Below are 18,187 nucleotides of genomic sequence, written 5' to 3' on the forward strand. Positions count from 1 at the left end.
AATAACAAGGCTTCTGCGTTGCGTAAAGTCGACGGGCGCCATAAAAAAGCCCGCAGACGGAAATCTGCGGGCCAGCCTGCCGGAAAGGCGGGACGTATCAGCGGCGCGACGACAGCACGATGCCACCGACGATCAGCAGGAATGCCGCGCCGTGGTAAAGCTGGGGCATCTCGCCAAGGATGGCCGCAGACATCAGCGCAGTAAACAACGGAATCAGGTTGGAGAAAAATGCCGCGATGTTTGGTCCGACCCGGGCCACGCCGGCGTTCCAGCAGCCGAGGGCAATGATCGCCGGTGCAGTCGAGACATACAGCAGCGCCAGCCCCAGCGTCCATCCCCAGTTGAACTGCGGCTGGCCCACCGCCCATTCGCCGGCGGCAAACAGGCCCGACCAGGCGGCGCCGAACATGACCTGCGCCAACAGGAAGCCGGTCCAGTTCCGGCGAATCGCCGCAGGCTCGGTGGGATGTGCCAGCAACCAGCTATACACCGACCAGATGATGGTGGCGGCGATCATGATCATGTCGCCGGGTACCAGGCGCAACGTCAGCAGGGCATGCCAGTCGCCGCGGCACAGCACCAGCACGACGCCGACAATCGACAGCAAGGCGCCGGCAATCTGCTTGCCGGAGAATTTCGTATGGAAGAACAGGCGGCCGATCGCCATCATGAAGATCGGCATGCTGGCGCCGACCAGGGTGACATTGATGGGTGACGAAGTGTGCAGCGCCAGGTACAGCAGCGCGTTGTACAGGCCGGTGCCCAGCAGGCCGAGGATGACAAAGCGCTTCCAGTGCGGCCACAGGCCGCTGTCGCGGCGCAGCACCGAGTGCCCCAGCGGCAGCAGGATCAACAGCGCGATCGACCAGCGTACGAAGTTGACGGTGAATGGCGATGCCAGGGTGCTCATCATGCGTCCTGCGATCGCATTGCCGGCCCACAGGAACGGCGGAATGAGCAACAACAGGATGGTGGTGAGGTTCAGAGGATGATTCATGCGGCAGGAAAAACGGATGACAGCAGGCAGGGAGTCCTCTTGTAGAAGGACCGGTGACAAAGCGTGAGAGGATACCTGATTTCAGCGGCAGGCGAATGACATGTCAGGGGGCGCCCAGAGGGGGGTGTCATGTCGTCATGATGCTTTGCGCAATTCCGCGACAGTTATCATGCGCGGTTTGCCCCTTGCCCGGGCAGTACGGTGGGCCGCCCAAGGAGAGTCTTCCAGATCGTCAGCAACAGGGCCAGCAATGCGGTTGCCGGCGCGACCCACGCATCCGGTGCCCCCATGGTGAAAAGCGTCGCGCCGCTAATCGCGCACCATAATAACGGAAGCGCCAACAACAGCCACGGCACACGGGAAGTGCATAACAGCAGGCCCAGAGTCGCCACTGCGGTCGGGTCTGGCGCCAGGCCGAACATTTCCATTTGCCGCCATGGCCGGCCGCTGACGGGCGCAAGTAACGGGTAGGCAAGCAAGGCAAACCCCAAAATCCCCAGACCGGCGCGGCCAACGAAAGGGGGCGACGCCCGCAACGCGAGCCGTGCCCGTCCAGAAAAGCAGCAGCGCTTCGATGGCGAAGCCAAGCGCAAAGTAATCGGCGGCCCAGTTGATCGGCGCATAGCGCCTGGCAAGGAATGCCCAGCCGACCCAGAGCCAGCATGCCGCCAGCATCCCGGCGGCGGCCCTTGCACCTGCTGCGCCTGGCCGCAGCGCGCAGACAAGGATGGCCAGGCCCAGTGCAGCGGCAATCAACTGACCGGGCCAGATGTCGACGTTATACTGCTCGAACAGGCGATAGTAGATGTGCGGCGAGAACATCAGCAAGTCCGCCAGCGTGTATGCCGACCATTCCGCCCACCATTCAACCATCACAACTTCTCGACATGGGCGATCATGCGCCGCAGCATCGCCGCATCGGGCAAGCGGCCACTGGCGGCTCCCATGTTTTCGCGCACATGCGCGACATTCGAGGTGGCCGGAATCGCGCAGGTGATCGCGGGGTGCGAAACGATGAACTTGAGCAGGAATTGCGCCCAGTTCGCACAATCGATTTCGGCGGCCCAGGGAGGCAGCGGATGGCGGCTGACTGCATCGATCAGCACGCCCTGCCGGAACGGCCGGTTGGCGATCACCGCGATGCCGCGTTCGCGCGCCAGCGGCAGGATGCGATTTTCCACTTCGCGATCGAGGATATTGTAGGTGACTTGCACGAAATCGAGCGGCTGGCTTTGCATGATCCGCGCGAATTCGGCATGGCGCCGCCCTTCGGAAGTGGTAATGCCGACATAACGCAGCCGCCCTGCCTGCTTCATTGTAAACAGCGTCGGCAAATGCTCTTCCCAAGCCAGCAGGTTATGCACCTGCAGCAGGTCGAATTGCGCACTGCCCCAGAGGCGCCGCGAGGCTTCGATCTGCTGCGGGCCGCGCGCGCCCGAGCCAATCCAGACCTTGGCCGCCGAGAATAGCCGGGCCGGCTTGCCGAGCTTCTGCAGTCCGTCGCCGATGACTTCCTGCGCCGAGCCATACATCGGCGAGGAATCGATCAGGCGCCCGCCCGCGGCGAAGAAATGCCGCATGACTTCCATGCATGCGGCGCGGGCATCGCGGTCGTTGCCGACATTGAAAGTAATCCAGCTGCCCAGGCCGACGACTGGCAGTGCTTCGCCGGACGACGGAATCGGCCGGGTCAGCAACGCACGCGGCTGCGCCATGCCGGCACGTGCAGGCAGCAGGCAAGCGGCGCCAAGGGCCAGTATCGATTGCAGCAATTGACGGCGGCGGCACGATGGGTATTTCTTCATGCAAATACTCCTGAGCAGTTGCAACGGCATGCCTGAGGAAGAAACCAATTCATGCCAGTATAAAACGAGCGCAGATTGACGGCTTGAAGGAATGGCAAGCTGCCTCGCCTGCTGCAATCGGCACAAATGCCGGGCGTCCTGGTCAAATGATCAGCACAGTGCAGCAGCCAGGCAAGAGGAAACAATCACCATGCATACGCGAATCTCCCCTTCATCGATCGTGGTGTTTTTTCTGCTGCTTGCTGCTGTTGTGACGCCGACGAATGTTCCCGCGCAGGTCAGATGGCATGGCGTGATTGAAATAGCCGCGGGCCGCGGCGACAAAGGTCCGTGGCGGCAGAATGACTCCGCTTATGACTATGTCGATGATCCGGCAGTGGCGATCCACGCTTCGGGCGATATGGCCGTAATCTGGATCGATCAACAGCGCAAGGATGTATTTTTTCAAAACATTTCGAGAGACGGCACCAGGCAGGATGTGCCGGTCAACGTTTCCAGAAATCCTGCGACTTTTTCCTGGCTGCCGCGCCTTGTCGTCGCGCCGGAGGATACCAAAAGAATTTACATCCTCTGGCAGGAAATCATCTTTTCCGGCGGCTCGCACGGCGGCGACATTCTTTTCGCTTACTCGGAGGATGCAGGCAAATCCTTTTCCGCACCGCGCAACCTGTCGGCTTCCATGGCCGGTGACGGCAAGGGCCGCCTCAACCGCGATGTCTGGTCCAATGGCAGCCTCGACCTGGCGATGGACGGCAATGGCATCCTGTACGTCGCCTGGACCGAGTACGAGGGCAAGCTTTGGTTTGCGCGCTCCACCGATGGCGGCAAAAACTTTTCGCATCCGCGCAGCATCACCGGCGGTCCGCTGCAGCCTGCGCGCGCACCTTCACTGGCGCCCGGCCCCGGGCAAACCGTGTACCTTGCCTGGACTGTCGGTGAAGACCCGGCCGCCGATATCCGGGTAGCCAGATCGGGCGATGGCGGCAACACCTTCGGCCAGCCGCAACGGGTCGGTGCCGGCAAAGGCCATGCAGATGCGCCCAAGCTTGCGCTTGACCCCGGCGGCACGCTGCACGTGGTCTATGCGGAAAGCAGCAACGGGCCGTTCGGCCGCTATCATATCCGTCATGCGCGCTCGGCCGACCACGGAAAAACATTTGGCGCGCCGCAGGTCATTTCGGCGCGCCCGGCGAATGCGCCGGCAGGCGCGGGCTATCCGGCGCTGGCCATCGATGCGCAGGGCAGACTGTTCGTGATCTGGGAAATGTTTCCCGCCCCGGGCGCGGCGCCGCGCGGACTGGCGTTTGCCGTTTCGAGCAATGGCGGCAAGACTTTCACGGCGCCGGCAATGGTGCCCGGCAGCGTTGATCCGGCGGGTGGCGCCAACGGCAGCCAGCAGGGCTTGCTGACGAAAAAACTGGCAGTCAATGCCGCTGGCGCCATCGCGGCCGTCAACAGCAGCCTGAAGCACAATGAACGCAGCCGGGTATGGCTGATGCGTGGCGAATGGGACCGACAGGCAATCCGGTAAAATCCCTTGTGATTCGCACTCTGCAGCAGGCCCTTTCAAGACAACTATCCAGAAACGCATGAAAATCCAGATCGCTTCCGACCTGCACTATGAATTCCTTGAAAAGCAGTTTCCCGATTACCGCATCATCGAACCTGCAGATGCCGATGTTCTGGTGATTGCCGGCGACATTCATCGCGGCGCCATGGCAATCGAGGCATTCGCCGACTGGCCGATGCCGGTCGTCTATGTGCATGGCAACCACGAGGCATATCACGAGCAGTATGAAGCGCTGCTCGGCAGGCTGCGCAGGCACTCGGCCGGCAGCAATGTGCATTTTCTGGAGCAGGATGCGCTGGTGCTGGGCGGCGTACGCTTTCTCGGCTGTTGCCTGTGGACCGATTACCAGTTGGCGCCGTTCGACCCGGCGGCAGCGATGCAGGCAGCCGAGGGCATGCTGCCCGACCACCGCCTGATCCGCTTTGGGGAGGGCGTGTTTTCTGCACAGGATGCGCAGCGCATCCATGCGACGTCGCGCAACTGGCTCGAACGGCAGCTTGCCGAAAGCTTTGACGGCCCGACCGTGGTGATCAGCCACCATGGCCCGCATCCGGATTCGGTGCATGCGCGCTTTGCCGGCTCGATCATCAATGCCGCCTTCGTCAGCGACCTCACGCCCCTGATGGGACGCGCCGACCTGTGGATCCACGGGCACGTGCACAACAGCTTCGACTATGCCATTGCCGGCACCCGGATAGTCACCAACCCGCGCGGCTATGCCACTAACCTGCTGGCGGCCGCTTCGCCAGATCAGCTGACCTGGGAAAACCCGGAGTTCGACCCGCAGCGGGTAATCGAGGTGGGCTAACTTTTACAGGAAGCGGTCGAGGATTTTGCGGCTGTGCTTGTCCAGTCCCGGCAGGTCGCGCACCAGGAAATGGATGCCGTGGCTGTCGGTGATCAGGAGCGAACCCTGGCCGATGCGGCGGATATCCTCTTCGCCGCGCAGCACGAAACTGGTTGGCCCGCGATCGGTGGCAACGTTCCAGGTGCAGGGCGTGGCGAAGCTGGTGACGGCCTCGATGCGGGCGATCTCCGGCATGAATTCGCGCCCGCCCAGTTCTTCCGCGATCAGGCTGCGCGTGTCTTCCGCAAGGTCCGACAGGCGCTCGATCCACGCTACTTCGGCGCCGTCGGTATTGACCAGGGCAATGCCATCGTCCGGTGCCTGGATCGGGAAGGCGCGTACCGGCACCACGCCTTCATGGACAACGCCATCGCGGGTCAGGACCAGGCGGCCGAATGGGTTGCGGACAAGTGTGAAATTGGTAGTGGTCATTGCTTCATCCCCCCTGCAGCGCCATCTCGGCGGCATTCCTTGCCTGCGCCTGGTAGAGCCGGTAATAGGCGCCCTCTTGCGCCATCAATTCTTCGTGGGGCCCCTCTTCGACCACCTGGCCGCGGTCCAGCACCACCAGGCGGTCGGCGCGCTGCAGCGTCGACAGGCGGTGCGCAATCGCGATCGTGGTGCGCCCCTGTACCAGGTTGTCGAGCGCCTTCTGGATTTCCTTTTCCGTCTCCGAATCGACCGAGGACGTCGCCTCGTCGAGGATCAGGATGCGCGGGTTAATCAGAAGCGCACGGGCAATCGAGATGCGCTGGCGCTCGCCACCGGACAGGCCTTGGCCGCGTTCGCCGACCATGGAATCATAGCCCTGCGGCAGGCGCAGGATGAATTCGTGGGCGTGTGCGGCGCGCGCCGCCGCCATGATTTCGGCGCGAGAAGCGTCCGGCATGCCGTAGGCGATGTTCTCGGCGATGGTGCCGAAGAACAGGAAGGGTTCCTGCAGCACCAGGCCGATGTTGCGGCGGTAATCGGCCAACGCGTACGAGCGGATATCGACGCCATCGACCTTGATGGCGCCCTCAGCCACATCGTAGAAGCGGCAGATCAGGTTGACCAGGGTGCTCTTGCCGGAGCCGCTGTGGCCTACCAGGCCGACCATCTCGCCCGGCTTGATGCTGATGTTGATGCCGCGGTTGACCGCCCGGTTGCCATAGCGGAAACCGACATCGACGATGTCGATGCCGCCTTTGACTTCCTTTAGCGGCACCGGATTGGCCGGCTCCGGCACGCTCGAGACATGGTCAAGAATATCGAAGATGCGCTTGGCGGCCGAGGCCGATTTCTGCGTCACCGAGACGATGCGGCTCATCGAATCCAGGCGCCCGTAAAAGCGGCTGATGTAGGCGATGAAGGCGGTCAGCACGCCCACCGTGATCTCGCCCTTCGATACCTGCCAGATGCCGAAGCCCCACACCACCAGCAGGCCCAGTTCGGTCAGCAACGACACGGTCGGTGAAAACAGCGACCAGGTCTTGTTCAGGCGGTCGTTGACTGCCAGGTTGTGCTTGTTGGCTTCGCGGAAGCGGTCGGCTTCGCGCTTTTCCTGGGCAAAGGCCTTGACCACGCGGATGCCGGGGATGGTATCGGCCAGCACATTGGTCACCTCGCCCCAGACCCGGTCGATTTTTTCGAAGCCGGTGCGCAGCTTGTCGCGCACGACGTGGATCATCCAGGCGATGATCGGCAGCGGCAACAGCGTCACCAGCGCCAGCCACGGGTTGATCGAAAACAGGATGGTCGCCGTCATCACGATCATCAGCACGTCAGTGGCGAAATCCAGCAGGTGCAGCGACAGGAATACGCAGATGCGGTCGCTTTCGCTGCCGATGCGCGACATCAGGTCGCCGGTACGCTTGCCGCCGAAGTATTCCAGCGACAGCCGCAGCAGGTGTTCGTAGGTGGTGGTGCGCAGGTCGGCGCCGATGCGCTCCGACACCAGCGCCAGGATGTAGGTCTTGGCCCAGCTTAAGGCCCAGGCCAGGATCGCCGCGCCGAACAGCCCCGACAAATACAGCCCCACCAGCGACGGATCGATTTTCTGGCCATTCTGATACGGAATCAGGATGTCATCCATCAGCGGGATTGTCAGGTAGGGCGGCACCATGGAAGCGGCGGTGCCGAGCATGGTCAGGATGAAGCCGGCCAGCAACTGGCCCTTGTAGGGGCGGGCGAAGCGCCACAGGCGCAGCAGGGTCCAGGTCGACGGCGGCGTGTGGATGACGCGGGTGCAGACCGGACAGACGTCCTGGTCGGGTTCCAGCGGCGCCTTGCAGCTCGGGCAGAAATTGCCGTCCGGTTCCGCCATTGGCTGGCCGGAGACATGACTTGTCTGCAGCAGGTCGAACTGGTCGACCAGGCGGATCGCCTGCAGGTTTTGTCCGAGGGTGAAGCGCCAGCGGGCCAGCAAGCCGCTGGCGTCGACCAGTTCCAGATGGCCAACGCCGGCATGGTCCTGGTGGCGCAAGGCCAGGCCGGCCTGGAAGGGCCAGCTGCTCCAGCCGGTTTCGCCCGGGGCCTGGGTGAGCAGGCGGCGCTCGGTCAGGGCCAGCAAACCTTTTTTGAAGTGCAGGCGCGCATCGAGGTCAACCTGAACCCAGGCGAGGACGTTTTCTCCTGGAGCAAGCTGCGTCGCCACCCGGGAGCGCCACTCGAGCGGAAGTTCATTGCGGGAAAGATCGGATACAGAGGATAGGCTTGTCATTCTGGAATTGCTTGCATGGGTGCCGGCGGTAGTAGGAGCGATCAGGGGCGAGACAGGAAAAACAGGCCGGCAACAGTCCGGTCAGCACTATAAACGGATCAGACGCGAACCGGTTGAACCGCACGGCAAATTTTTATGAGGGCGCTGGCGTCATACTATTTTGCCAATGTGTGCGCTGCGGTTTGTCGCTGTTTTGCCATTGATAGAAAAGAACATAAAAAAATTTTATTTAAAGCTTAAGCGAAACTTAAGGAAATGGCTAATAATGCGAAGCCAGCGCTGCCCGCATTCAAGTATTCAGACATGAGCACAAAAGACATCCAATTTCTGCGCGTGACCCACCTGCGTGGACCGAACATCTGGACCTACCGTCCTGTCATCGAGGCCTGGGTCGATATCGGCCTGCTGGAAGACGCTCCGTCCAATACCATCCCCGGCCTGTACGAACGCCTGACCGCCTGGTTGCCAGGCCTGATCGAGCATCGTTGCGGGGTCGGCACACGCGGCGGCTTCCTCGAGCGGCTGCGCGAAGGCACCTGGGCCGGCCACATCCTCGAGCACGTGACGCTGGAACTGCAAACCATGGCCGGCATGAAGACGGGCTTCGGCAAGGCGCGCGAAACCGGGGTACGTGGCGTCTACAAGGTGGTGTTCCGCACGCGCCAGGAAAAGGTCGGCCGCGCCGCCCTCGCCGCAGCGCGCGAGCTGCTGCTGGCCGCCATTAACGATACCGGCTACGACATCGCCGCCACCGTGGCGATCCTGCGCGACCTGGTCGACGATCATTGCCTGGGCCCCAGCACCGCCCATATCGTCGATGCCGCCACCGAGCGCAACATTCCCTTCATTCGCCTGACCGACGGCAACCTGGTCCAACTCGGCTACGGCAACTGCCAGCGTCGCATCTGGACCGCCGAGACCGACCGTACCAGCGCGATTGCCGAAGGCATCGCCAGCGACAAGGACATGACCAAGTCGCTGCTGCAGTCGTGCGGCGTGCCGGTGCCGCAAGGCGTCATCGTCGACAATGCGGAAGCCGCCTGGGACGAAGCGCAGGATATCGGCTTGCCGGTGGTCTTGAAGCCGCAGGACGGCAACCATGGCCGCGGCGTCTCGCTCGACCTGAAGACGCGCGAGGAAGTGCTGGGCGCTTTCGCGCTGGCCGCCCGCGAAGGCGACGGCAATGTCATCGTCGAACAATTCATCGTCGGTAACGAGCATCGTCTGCTGGTGGTCGGCAACCGCGTCGTGGCGGTCGCCCGCGGCGAAACCGCCTGGGTCAGCGGCGACGGCGCCGCCACCGTCACGCAACTGGTGGACAGCCAGTTGAATTCCGACCCGCGCCGCGGCGACAGCGAAGAATTCCCCTTGAGTCTGATCAAGCCCGCCGAATGGGGCGAAATCCTGCTGGAGTTGCAGCGCCAGGGCCTGACGCCGGACTCGGTGCCGGCTGCCGGACAAAAGGTGCTGATCCAGCGTAACGGCAACGTCGCTTTCGACGTCACCGACAACATCCACCCGGAAGTCGCCGCTCAGGCCACCCTGGCCGCGCGCGTGGTGGGGCTGGATATCGCCGGCATCGACCTGGTCGCCGAAGACATCGGCCGCCCGCTGGATGCGCAGCGCGCCGCGATCATTGAAGTCAACGCCAGTCCGGGCCTGCTGGCCCATATCAAGCCCGCCAGCGGCCAGCCGCGCGCAGTTGGCGCGGCCATCGTCGAACACCTGTTCGGCACTGACCGTGACGGTCGCATGCCGGTGGTCGGCATCACCGGCAGCCAGGATACGGCGCTGATCGCACGCCTGACGGCGTGGATGATGTACGTCGGCGGCCGTCATGTGGGCATGGCCAGCGGCAAGGATGTCTATGTCAATAGCCGCAAGATACAAAATAGCATTGGCACCGGCTTCGACGCCGCCCAGCGCCTGCTGATCAACCGCGCGCTGGAAGCGGCCGTGTTCGAAAACGGCGCCCGCATGATCCTGGCCGAGGGCCTGCCCTACGACAAGTGCACTGTCGGCGTGGTTACCGATGTGACGATTACGCCGGACCTGGCCGAGTTCTATATCGCCGAGCCGCAGCAGGCCTACACTGTGATGCGCACGCAAGTCGATGTGGTGCTGCCGCAGGGCGCTGCCGTGCTGAACGCCGCCGACCCGCTGGTGGTCGAGATGGCGGGCCTGTGCGACGGCAGCGTGCTGTTCTACGCGCTGGATGAAGCTACCGAAGCGCTGGCCGCGCATCGTGCCGGCGGTGGCCGCGTGGCATTCCTGCGCCACGACGCCGTGGTGCTGGCCGAAGGACAAAGCGAGCTGGCACAACTGCCGCTGCTGCCGTTCGCGGCTGGCGTCGCTCCGGCATCCGTGGTTGCCGGCGTCGCCGCCGCCTGGGCGGCGGGCGTCGAGCCGCAACTGCTCAGCGCCGGCTTGCGCACTTTCGCTTTCCAGTCCGGCAAATCCGCTTATTGAGGCGATTGCCGCACATCGAGACACCAACAGGACCTGGCTCAACATGCAAGTTTCACGCATCCGCGCGCTGCGCGGCCCCAATCTCTGGACCCACCATACCGCCATCGAGGCGGTTGTCGCCTGCAGCGAGAGCAAGATCGCCATCGGCAGCATCCCCGGCTTCGAAGACAGGCTGCGCGCGCGCTTCCCGCAATTGCCGCCGCTGCAGCCGAACGGTCATAACGGCATCGTCTCGATCGCCCAGGTGCTGGAACTGGCCACCCTCGGCCTGCAGGCCCAGGCTGGCTGCCCGGTTACCTTCAGCCGCACCACGCCGACGCTCGACACCGGCGTATTCCAGGTGGTGGTGGAGTACACCGAGGAAGCAGTCGGCCGCCTGGCGCTGGAGCTGGCGCAGGCCTTGTGCCGCGCCGCCGACGAGGACCGTCCGTTCGACCTCGAAGCAGCCCTGGCGCAATTGCGCGAACTGGACGAGGATGTGCGCCTGGGGCCCAGCACCGGCGCCATCGTCAATGCCGCCATCGCCCGCAACATCCCTTTTCGCCGCATGACCGAGGGCAGCATGGTGATGTTCGGCTGGGGCAGCCGCCAGCGCCGCATCCAGGCCGCCGAAACCGATGCCACCAGCGCGATTGCCGAGTCCATCGCGCAGGACAAGGAACTGACCAAGACGCTGCTGGCCGCCGCCGGCGTGCCGGTGCCGCACGGGCGCATTGCCACCAGCGCTGACGATGCCTGGGCCGCCGCCTGCGAGATCGGCCTGCCGGTGGTGATCAAGCCCCGCGACGGCAACCAGGGCAAGGGTGTTACCGTCAATATCAACAGCCGCGAGGAGATCGATGCGGCCTACACGGCAGCGGAGGCGTACCGCGACGACATCCTGGTCGAGCGCTACCTGCCCGGCAACGATTTCCGCCTGCTGGTGATCGGTGACAAGCTGATCGCCGCAGCCCGCCGCGACCCGCCGCTGGTGATCGGCGACGGCACCCATACCGTGCGCGAGCTGGTCGACATCGTCAACAGCGATCCGCGCCGCGGCAGCGGCCACGCCACCTCGCTGACCAAGATCCGTTTCGACGACATCGCGCTGGCGCGCCTGGCGCTGCAGGGCCTGGATGCCAACAGCGTGCCGGCGCGCGGCCAGCGCGTGCTGCTGCGTAATAATGCCAACCTCTCCACTGGCGGCACCGCCACCGATGTGACCGACGACGTCCATCCGGATGTGGCGGCGTGCGCAGTCGCGGCCGCACAGATGGTCGGACTCGACATCTGCGGCGTCGACCTGGTGTGCGACAGCGTCCTCATGCCCGTCGAGGAACAGCGTGGCGGCATCGTCGAGGTCAACGCCGCGCCCGGCTTGCGCATGCACCTTTCGCCCTCCTATGGCAAGGGCCGCGCGGTGGGCGAAGCCATCATCGCTGAAATGTTCGCCGAAGGCGATGACGGCCGCATTCCCGTGGTGGCCGTGACCGGCACCAACGGCAAGACCACCACCGTGCGCCTGATCGCCCACATCTTCACCCAGGGCGGCCTGCGCACGGGCATGACCAATACCGACGGCGTGTACATCCAGGGACGCCAGATCGACAGCGGCGACTGCAGCGGCCCCAGGAGCGCCCGCAATGTGCTGCTGCACCCGGACGTCGATGCCGCCGTGTTCGAGACGGCGCGCGGCGGCGTGCTGCGCGAAGGCCTGGCCTTCGACCGCTGCCAGGTGGCGGTGGTCACCAATATCGGCAGCGGCGACCATCTCGGCCTGAACTACATCACCACGGTCGAAGACCTGGCGGTATTGAAGCGCGTGATCGTGCAAAACGTCGCCGACGACGGCATGGCGGTGTTGAACGCCGCTGACCCGATTGTCGCCGCCATGGCCGAGAAATGCCGCAGCGCAGTCACCTTCTTCGCCGCCGACGCCCATCACCCGCTGCTGGCACGCCATCGCGCCTACGGCGGCCGGGTCGTGTATGTCGAGAACGGCGCGCTGGTGGCGGCAGAGGGCGCATTTGAGGAAAGGATTGCGCTGGCCGAGGTGCCGATTACCGCCAATGGCGCGATCGGTTTCCAGGTCGAGAACGTGATGGCGGCGCTGGCCGGCGCCTGGGGTGCCGGCGCCAGCTGGGAGACGATCCGCAAGGGCCTCGCCACCTTCGCCAACGACAGCGACAACGCGCCGGGGCGCTTCAACATGTTCGATTATCGCGGCGCCCGCGTGATTGCCGATTACGGCCACAACCCCGACGCCATCACCGCGCTGGTGCAGGCGGTCGAGTCGATGCCGGCCCGTCGCCGCTCCGTGGTCATCAGCGGCGCCGGCGATCGCCGCGACCAGGACATCAGCGACCAGACGCGCATCCTCGGCGCCGCTTTCGACGACGTGCTGCTGTACCAGGACCAGTGCCAGCGCGGCCGCGCCGACGGCGAAGTGATCGCGCTGCTGCGCGAAGGCCTGCAGGGCGCCGCGCGCACCACCCACGTCGAGGAAATCACCGGCGAATTCATCGCCATCGACCATGCGTTGGCATGCCTGCAGCCCGGCGACCTGTGCCTGATCCTGGTCGATCAGGTCGAGGAAGCGCTGGCGCATATCGCCAGGCGCATCGCCGAGGGCTGATTCTGCCGCTGTAACTGCGCCGGGTCACCCGCCCGGCGCATGCCCCCCTCTCGCCTCCCTCTGACGCGCGCCGTCATTCGCGCGAAATTTCGTATCTTTTTGCAAAGTTTGCGGCATACTTGCGCCTGCATCCTGCATGGTTCGCAAAAATCCATCCACGCAAAAAGGGAAAAAATGACAACCACCACGCGCTTCACCCTGACCGTATTGATGTCCGCCTGCGCCATTGGCGCCCATGCCCAGTCGCGCGGACCCGCTGCGCAATACTGGGTCGATCTTTCCACCACCAACACCTCGTTGCCCGGCATGTCGGGCGGCGGCCTGCTTGGCAGCATCATAGGGGCATCCATGGGAGGCGGTAGCGGCAAAACGCTGGATGCGGAGCTGCAGGTGCGCGCCCATCCTTCCGGCGTGGAAGCCAGCCATGCCATTCCGGCAGGCCTGGACATGGGGGCTTCGCTGCCGTTGCTGCCGGTGCGCCCGGCCGGGGCTGGCCGGGGATCGGATCGCCACGAGGCCGGCGACCAGGAAAAGCCCAAGGGACGCATCCTGCTGTACTGGGGTTGCGGCGACAATATCCGCCCGGGCCAGCCGAAAGTGCTCGACCTGGCAAAGCAAAACTATGGTGAGTTCACCCAGTTCTTCGGCAGCCGTGGCGGCTACAGCAAGGGCGTGCAGCACAAGCCGGGCAATTCGGTCTGGCCCAACGAGCGCGACAGCAAGCGCGTGCCCGAAAATGCCTCGCTGCAGGGCGAACATGCCGTTGCCGGCGACGGCGTGCCGGCCAGCCTGAAATTTTCGGTCGGCGCGGCCAACGATTTCCTGCCGCCGGTGCGGCTCTCCAGCAAGGGTGCGCCCAAGGATGGCGTGCGGCTGGAATGGCAGGCGATGCAGCATGCCCAGGCTTATTTCCTGCACGCCCAGGGCGGGGCCAAGGGAGCGAACGGCGCCGATGACATGATCTTCTGGAGTTCCAGTGAAAAGCCGGACAATGGCTGGTCGCTGATGAGTTACCAGTCGCCGGCGCAGATCGCCAATCTGCTGCAGCAAAAAGTGGTGCTGTCGCCGTCGACGGTCAATTGCACCGTCCCCAAAGGCATCTTCGACAAGGCCGACGGCGCCATGCTTAACATGATCGCCTACGGCCCGGAACTGAACCTGGCCCATCCGCCGCGCCCCGCGAAAGCGCCGGCCGGCTGGCAGCCGGAATGGACCGCGCGGGTGCGCATCAAGTCCACCGGCATGACCATGCTGGGCATGGAAGGCGGCGCCGGGGAAGAGTCCGCCGGCCAGCGGGACAATGCCACCGAGACGCCCAACCCGATCAATCTGTTGAAGGGCATCTTCTCAAGGTAAGGCGCAAAGATGCGGGCGCACCACAGAAAGGTTAAAAATGTTAATTTTTACGGTGCGCCCACCCGCCGGCAAAACGATGCTGATAAGATGGATCGCATAAGTTGAAAACATAATAATCAATGAGACGACAGGCGCGGTCGGCCTGCCCAGGACATCGAAAACCCATGGTGAATGTCGATACCCGCAAGCTGCTGCGCTCGCTTGCCAAGCTGATTGAAAAGCCGGAAATCAAGGCGCTTCAAGTCTCGCTGGTGCAAACCCTGGAACAGCTGGTTGAAGCCGAATCGATCAGCCTGTTCGAAATCCGCACCCTGAAGCAGGTCGGATCCGATCAGGCCGAAGATTTCCTGGTCCCGGTCGGCATCGACGACAGTTTCGAAGAGGATGACGCGCCGCTGATCCTGCTGCGCGAAGAGCCGCAGTTCATGGAATGCTGCCGCAGCCAGAATCTGGTGATTGCGCCGCGCAGCGCCGCTGACGGCGCCGGCGCGCCGCTGCGCTTCATCCATCCCATCTTCGGCATGAAAGGCGTCACCGGATTCCTGGTGATCGACGCCGCCGAGCATATCGAGCGCGACCAGGAAATGGCGGCGATTTTCCTCGGTTTCATCCGCAATTACATCCTGCTGCTCAACGACAATCAGCGCGACCACCTGACGGGACTGTTGAACCGCAAGTGCTTCGACGACAAGGTCATGAAAATGATCCTGACCCTGGGCAGCATCAACAAACGCGATGCCGACAAGGTCTGCTACTGCCTGGCGGTGCTCGACATCGACCATTTCAAGCGGGTCAACGATACCTACGGCCACCTGATGGGCGATGAAGTCCTGCTGCATTTTTCCCAGTGCATGAACGAGACTTTCCGCGAATACGACCTGTTGTTTCGCGTCGGCGGCGAAGAATTCGTGGTCGTATTGCGCAACGTCGATGCCGAGCGCGCGCAGACGGTCATGGAACGCTTCCGCAAGGTAGTGGAAACGCACTACTTCCCGCAGGTAGGGCAAGTCACCGCCAGCATCGGCGTCACCTTCATCGGCCCGCACGACCTGCCGGGCATGGTCATGGACCGCGCCGACCAGGCCCTGTATTTCGTCAAGGAGCACGGTCGCAACCAGGTTGCCTTTTACGAGCAGCTGGTCGCGCAAGGCAAGTTGTTGCCAAAGCAGGTCGAAAGCGACATTGAGCTGTTTTGAAGAAAAATAAATAAAAAATATGGCTTTTCTTTCAATTGAACAGAAATGTACGCTGCTTGACCGCATTACCAGGGCGGCGGATCTGCATGCCCTGTTGGACCTGCTGGGCGAAGAGATCGACAAGCTGGGGCTGGTGGATGGCTATATCGTCAACCTGTGCGATGCCGCCGGCGAAAATCTCTGCAGCCTCAAGATCCGCCTGCCATTCGAGTTCCGTTACCTGGACAAGACGTATTTGGGCTACAAGACCTCGCTCAAGAGCGATATCACCAACACCAATATGCGGGCTTTCCATGGCCGCGGCATCGCCCGCCTGAACACGGAAGAAGGGCCCGACAGCGAACGGCCCATGCTGGCACGCTGGAAAGTGGCGGAATGCGCGGCGCTGCCGATATTGAGCCAGGCGCAGCCGCAGCTGGCGCCGATCGGCACCCTGCTCCTCATGAAGCAGGGCGGCTCGATGGATGCGCACGTATTCGAGACCATCGGCGAGCTCGCCGCGCTGTTCCTGGCGCCCATGCGCGCCGCGCTGGGCACTGCCTTCCTGCAGGAATTTCATGAACGCTTCCAGCGCGCCGCCAGCGAACATGCGCGCGCGCTCGATTTCGTCATCGAAATCAACAACCTGACCGCACTTGAAAGCGTTTTCGACAAGTTCGCCGGCGATGTCTTTCGCCAGCTTGCCTTCGAATACATCGGCTTCTACCTGCTGGAAGACAATGTCCTCAAAAACAAGATGGTTGCCGCCGCCGATCCGCGCCGGCGGGAAATTGGTGACAGCCTGGCTGCTTATCTCAGCGACAAGCCATATGCATTGCACAGCCTGGCGGGCGGCGTGCCGCACGCCTTCCTGAAAAACGCCTCGCTGATGTTCCACGATGTCCAGGAACTGATGCACATACCGATGTCGGAAATGGATACGCAGAGCTTGCGCATCCTGCAAACCCCGCGCACCCTGCTGGTACTGCCGATCCGTTACCAGGGCAAGCCGATCGGCAGCCTGTCGTTTTTCAGCGTGACGCAGCCCGTCGCGGTGCCGGAATCCGACCTGCAGCTGCTGGAAAAGCTTTCCGCATTCCTGGGTACTGCCATCATCAATTGCCGCAATTTCGCCGTCAACCAGGCGCAGAATGCCGAACTTGAGCGTCTCGCCACGCATGACGTGCTGACCGGGCTGCCCAACCGCGCCCTGCTGCGCGACCGCCTGCAGCAGGGCCTGGCGCGCTGGTCGCGGCAGGGCCAGAAGGCCACCATCGCCTTCGTCGATCTCGACCATTTCAAGGATATCAACGACACCCTCGGCCACAGCGCCGGCGACCGCGCCCTGGTTTCCATCACCAACCGCTTGCGCGACTGCCTGCGCCAGAGCGACACTGTGGCCCGCTACGGCGGCGACGAATTCGTGCTGATCCTGGAAGATCCGGACAACAATGGCAGCCATGAAATGGTGCTGCAGCGGGTGCTGGCGGCGCTGTGCGAACCGATCCGCGACTTGGCGCAGGAATTCACCCTGTCTTGCAGCATCGGCTATTGCCGTTATCCCGACGACGGCGAGGATGTCGATACCCTCCTCAACGCCGCCGATGTCGCCATGTACCAGGCCAAGCAACTGGGCCGCTCGAACATCCAGTATTACAGCCCGGACATGCGGGTCGCCGCCGGCAAGCGCCTGACCCTCGAAGGCAAGCTGCGCCATGCCGCGGAAAACAACGAACTGGTCCTGCATTACCAGCCCAAGGCCGACATCAAGAGCGGCCGCATCGTCGGCGTCGAGGCACTGGTGCGCTGGCAGAATCCGGAGCTGGGCATGGTCTCGCCGGGCGTCTTCATCCCGATCGCCGAGGAATCCGGCCTGATCGTGCCGATCGGCGACTGGATCCTGCGCACCGCCTGCGCCCAGGCGCTGGCCTGGCAACAGGCCGGTTTGCATATTCCCGTGGCGGTCAACCTGTCGGCCAAGCAGTTCCAGGCGCCGGGGATTGCCGCGCGTGTGCGCGACACGCTGGAAGCAACCGGGCTCGATCCACACTACCTGGAACTGGAACTGACTGAGAGCATGTCGATGGGGAATCCGGAGAAAAGCATCGACATCATGCAAAGCTTCAAGGCGCTCGGTATTACGCTGACCATCGACGACTTCGGCACCGGCTATTCCAATCTGAGCTACCTGCAGCGCTTCCCGCTCGACAAGCTCAAACTGGATCAATCCTTCGTGCGCGACATGACCCATAGCCCCGAAGCCCTGGCAATTTCGCAGGCGGTGCTGGCAGTGGCCCACAGCCTGCACCTGAAAGTGGTGGCGGAAGGGGTGGAAACGCTGGAGCAATTGCAGTTGCTGGCGAAAAGCAATTGCGAGGAAATGCAGGGTTATTATTTCAGCCGGCCGCTCCCGGCGGAAGATTGCACCCGCTTCCTGTCAGAAAAGCGCCGCCTTTCGCTGCAAGAAACCGTCCCGTTCAAGACCGGCGCCACCCACTGAAGTTTGCTTGCCGGACTGACAACGGCGTCGGCACGCCTTCCTCCCTTCCCGCTTCATTGCGCGCAATACCGGCCTCAAAACCCCGGCCATGTCATGCAGCCTAAACACACATGCGCTAAAATATACATAAGCTATTGATTATTTAAAAAGCGA

General features: G+C 63.2%; 13 protein-coding genes. 7 read left to right on the plus strand and 6 right to left on the minus strand.

All coding sequences use genetic code 11. The features are described 5' to 3' along the window. Window positions 1-97: 97 nt before the first annotated feature. From D3878_RS15790 to D3878_RS15800, 4 genes are all read right to left on the minus strand, one after another. The gene (locus tag D3878_RS15790) at window positions 98-997 is read right to left on the minus strand and encodes a DMT family transporter (RefSeq protein WP_119786359.1); all 900 of its coding nucleotides are present in this window, start codon (window positions 995-997) and stop codon (window positions 98-100) included. Window positions 998-1,164: 167 nt separating this feature from the next. Further along, the gene (locus tag D3878_RS24825) at window positions 1,165-1,425 is read right to left on the minus strand and encodes a DUF6064 family protein (protein ID WP_420799541.1); all 261 of its coding nucleotides are present in this window, start codon (window positions 1,423-1,425) and stop codon (window positions 1,165-1,167) included. After that, window positions 1,307-1,870: a DUF6064 family protein gene (locus tag D3878_RS15795; protein WP_199688180.1), complete on the minus strand. Its 564-nt coding sequence runs from the start codon at window positions 1,868-1,870 to the stop codon at window positions 1,307-1,309. Before D3878_RS15795 ends, D3878_RS24825 begins: the two co-directional genes overlap by 119 nt. Further along, complete coding sequence (locus D3878_RS15800; RefSeq protein WP_119786360.1) at window positions 1,870-2,802, minus strand: aldo/keto reductase; 933 nt, start codon at window positions 2,800-2,802, stop codon at window positions 1,870-1,872. The genes D3878_RS15795 and D3878_RS15800 overlap by 1 nt, the downstream gene beginning before the upstream one ends. Before the next feature lie 190 nt (window positions 2,803-2,992). Between D3878_RS15800 and D3878_RS15805 the strand changes: the two genes are divergently transcribed. Further along, entirely contained in the window at window positions 2,993-4,333 is a 1,341-nt protein-coding gene (locus D3878_RS15805) for a sialidase family protein (protein ID WP_119786361.1), read from the plus strand. 58 nt (window positions 4,334-4,391) lie between these two features. Beyond that, window positions 4,392-5,180, plus strand: a complete 789-nt coding sequence (locus D3878_RS15810; protein ID WP_119786362.1) for a metallophosphoesterase — start codon at window positions 4,392-4,394, stop codon at window positions 5,178-5,180. Window positions 5,181-5,183: 3 nt separating this feature from the next. Here the strand turns inward: D3878_RS15810 and D3878_RS15815 are convergent, their stop codons facing one another. Beyond that, the gene (locus D3878_RS15815) at window positions 5,184-5,651 is read right to left on the minus strand and encodes a cyanophycin metabolism-associated DUF1854 family protein (protein WP_119786363.1); all 468 of its coding nucleotides are present in this window, start codon (window positions 5,649-5,651) and stop codon (window positions 5,184-5,186) included. 4 nt (window positions 5,652-5,655) lie between these two features. Then, the gene (locus tag D3878_RS15820; RefSeq protein WP_119786364.1) at window positions 5,656-7,920 is read right to left on the minus strand and encodes a cyanophycin metabolism-associated ABC transporter; all 2,265 of its coding nucleotides are present in this window, start codon (window positions 7,918-7,920) and stop codon (window positions 5,656-5,658) included. 303 nt (window positions 7,921-8,223) lie between these two features. On the opposite strand from D3878_RS15820, the gene D3878_RS15825 reads away from it, so the two are divergent. The 5 genes from D3878_RS15825 to D3878_RS15845 all read left to right on the plus strand — a co-directional run bounded on the left by D3878_RS15825 (window position 8,224) and on the right by D3878_RS15845 (window position 18,034). Then, a complete protein-coding gene (locus D3878_RS15825) occupies window positions 8,224-10,389 on the plus strand; it encodes a cyanophycin synthetase (protein ID WP_119786365.1) in 2,166 nt (721 codons plus the stop codon). A gap of 43 nt (window positions 10,390-10,432) precedes the next feature. Further along, window positions 10,433-13,003, plus strand: coding sequence for a cyanophycin synthetase (gene cphA / locus D3878_RS15830; RefSeq protein ID WP_119786366.1), 2,571 nt, complete (start codon window positions 10,433-10,435; stop codon window positions 13,001-13,003). Window positions 13,004-13,177: 174 nt separating this feature from the next. Further along, the gene (locus tag D3878_RS15835) at window positions 13,178-14,359 is read left to right on the plus strand and encodes a hypothetical protein (protein WP_147384000.1); all 1,182 of its coding nucleotides are present in this window, start codon (window positions 13,178-13,180) and stop codon (window positions 14,357-14,359) included. A gap of 164 nt (window positions 14,360-14,523) precedes the next feature. Next, window positions 14,524-15,555: a GGDEF domain-containing protein gene (locus tag D3878_RS15840; RefSeq protein ID WP_158592290.1), complete on the plus strand. Its 1,032-nt coding sequence runs from the start codon at window positions 14,524-14,526 to the stop codon at window positions 15,553-15,555. A gap of 19 nt (window positions 15,556-15,574) precedes the next feature. After that, a complete protein-coding gene (locus D3878_RS15845) occupies window positions 15,575-18,034 on the plus strand; it encodes a putative bifunctional diguanylate cyclase/phosphodiesterase (RefSeq protein ID WP_119786369.1) in 2,460 nt (819 codons plus the stop codon). The last annotated feature ends 153 nt before the right edge of the window (window positions 18,035-18,187 follow it).

Origin of the sequence: Noviherbaspirillum sedimenti (assembly GCF_003590835.1) — a bacterium.
In the GTDB taxonomy this organism is placed as follows: domain Bacteria; phylum Pseudomonadota; class Gammaproteobacteria; order Burkholderiales; family Burkholderiaceae_D; genus Paucimonas; species Paucimonas sedimenti.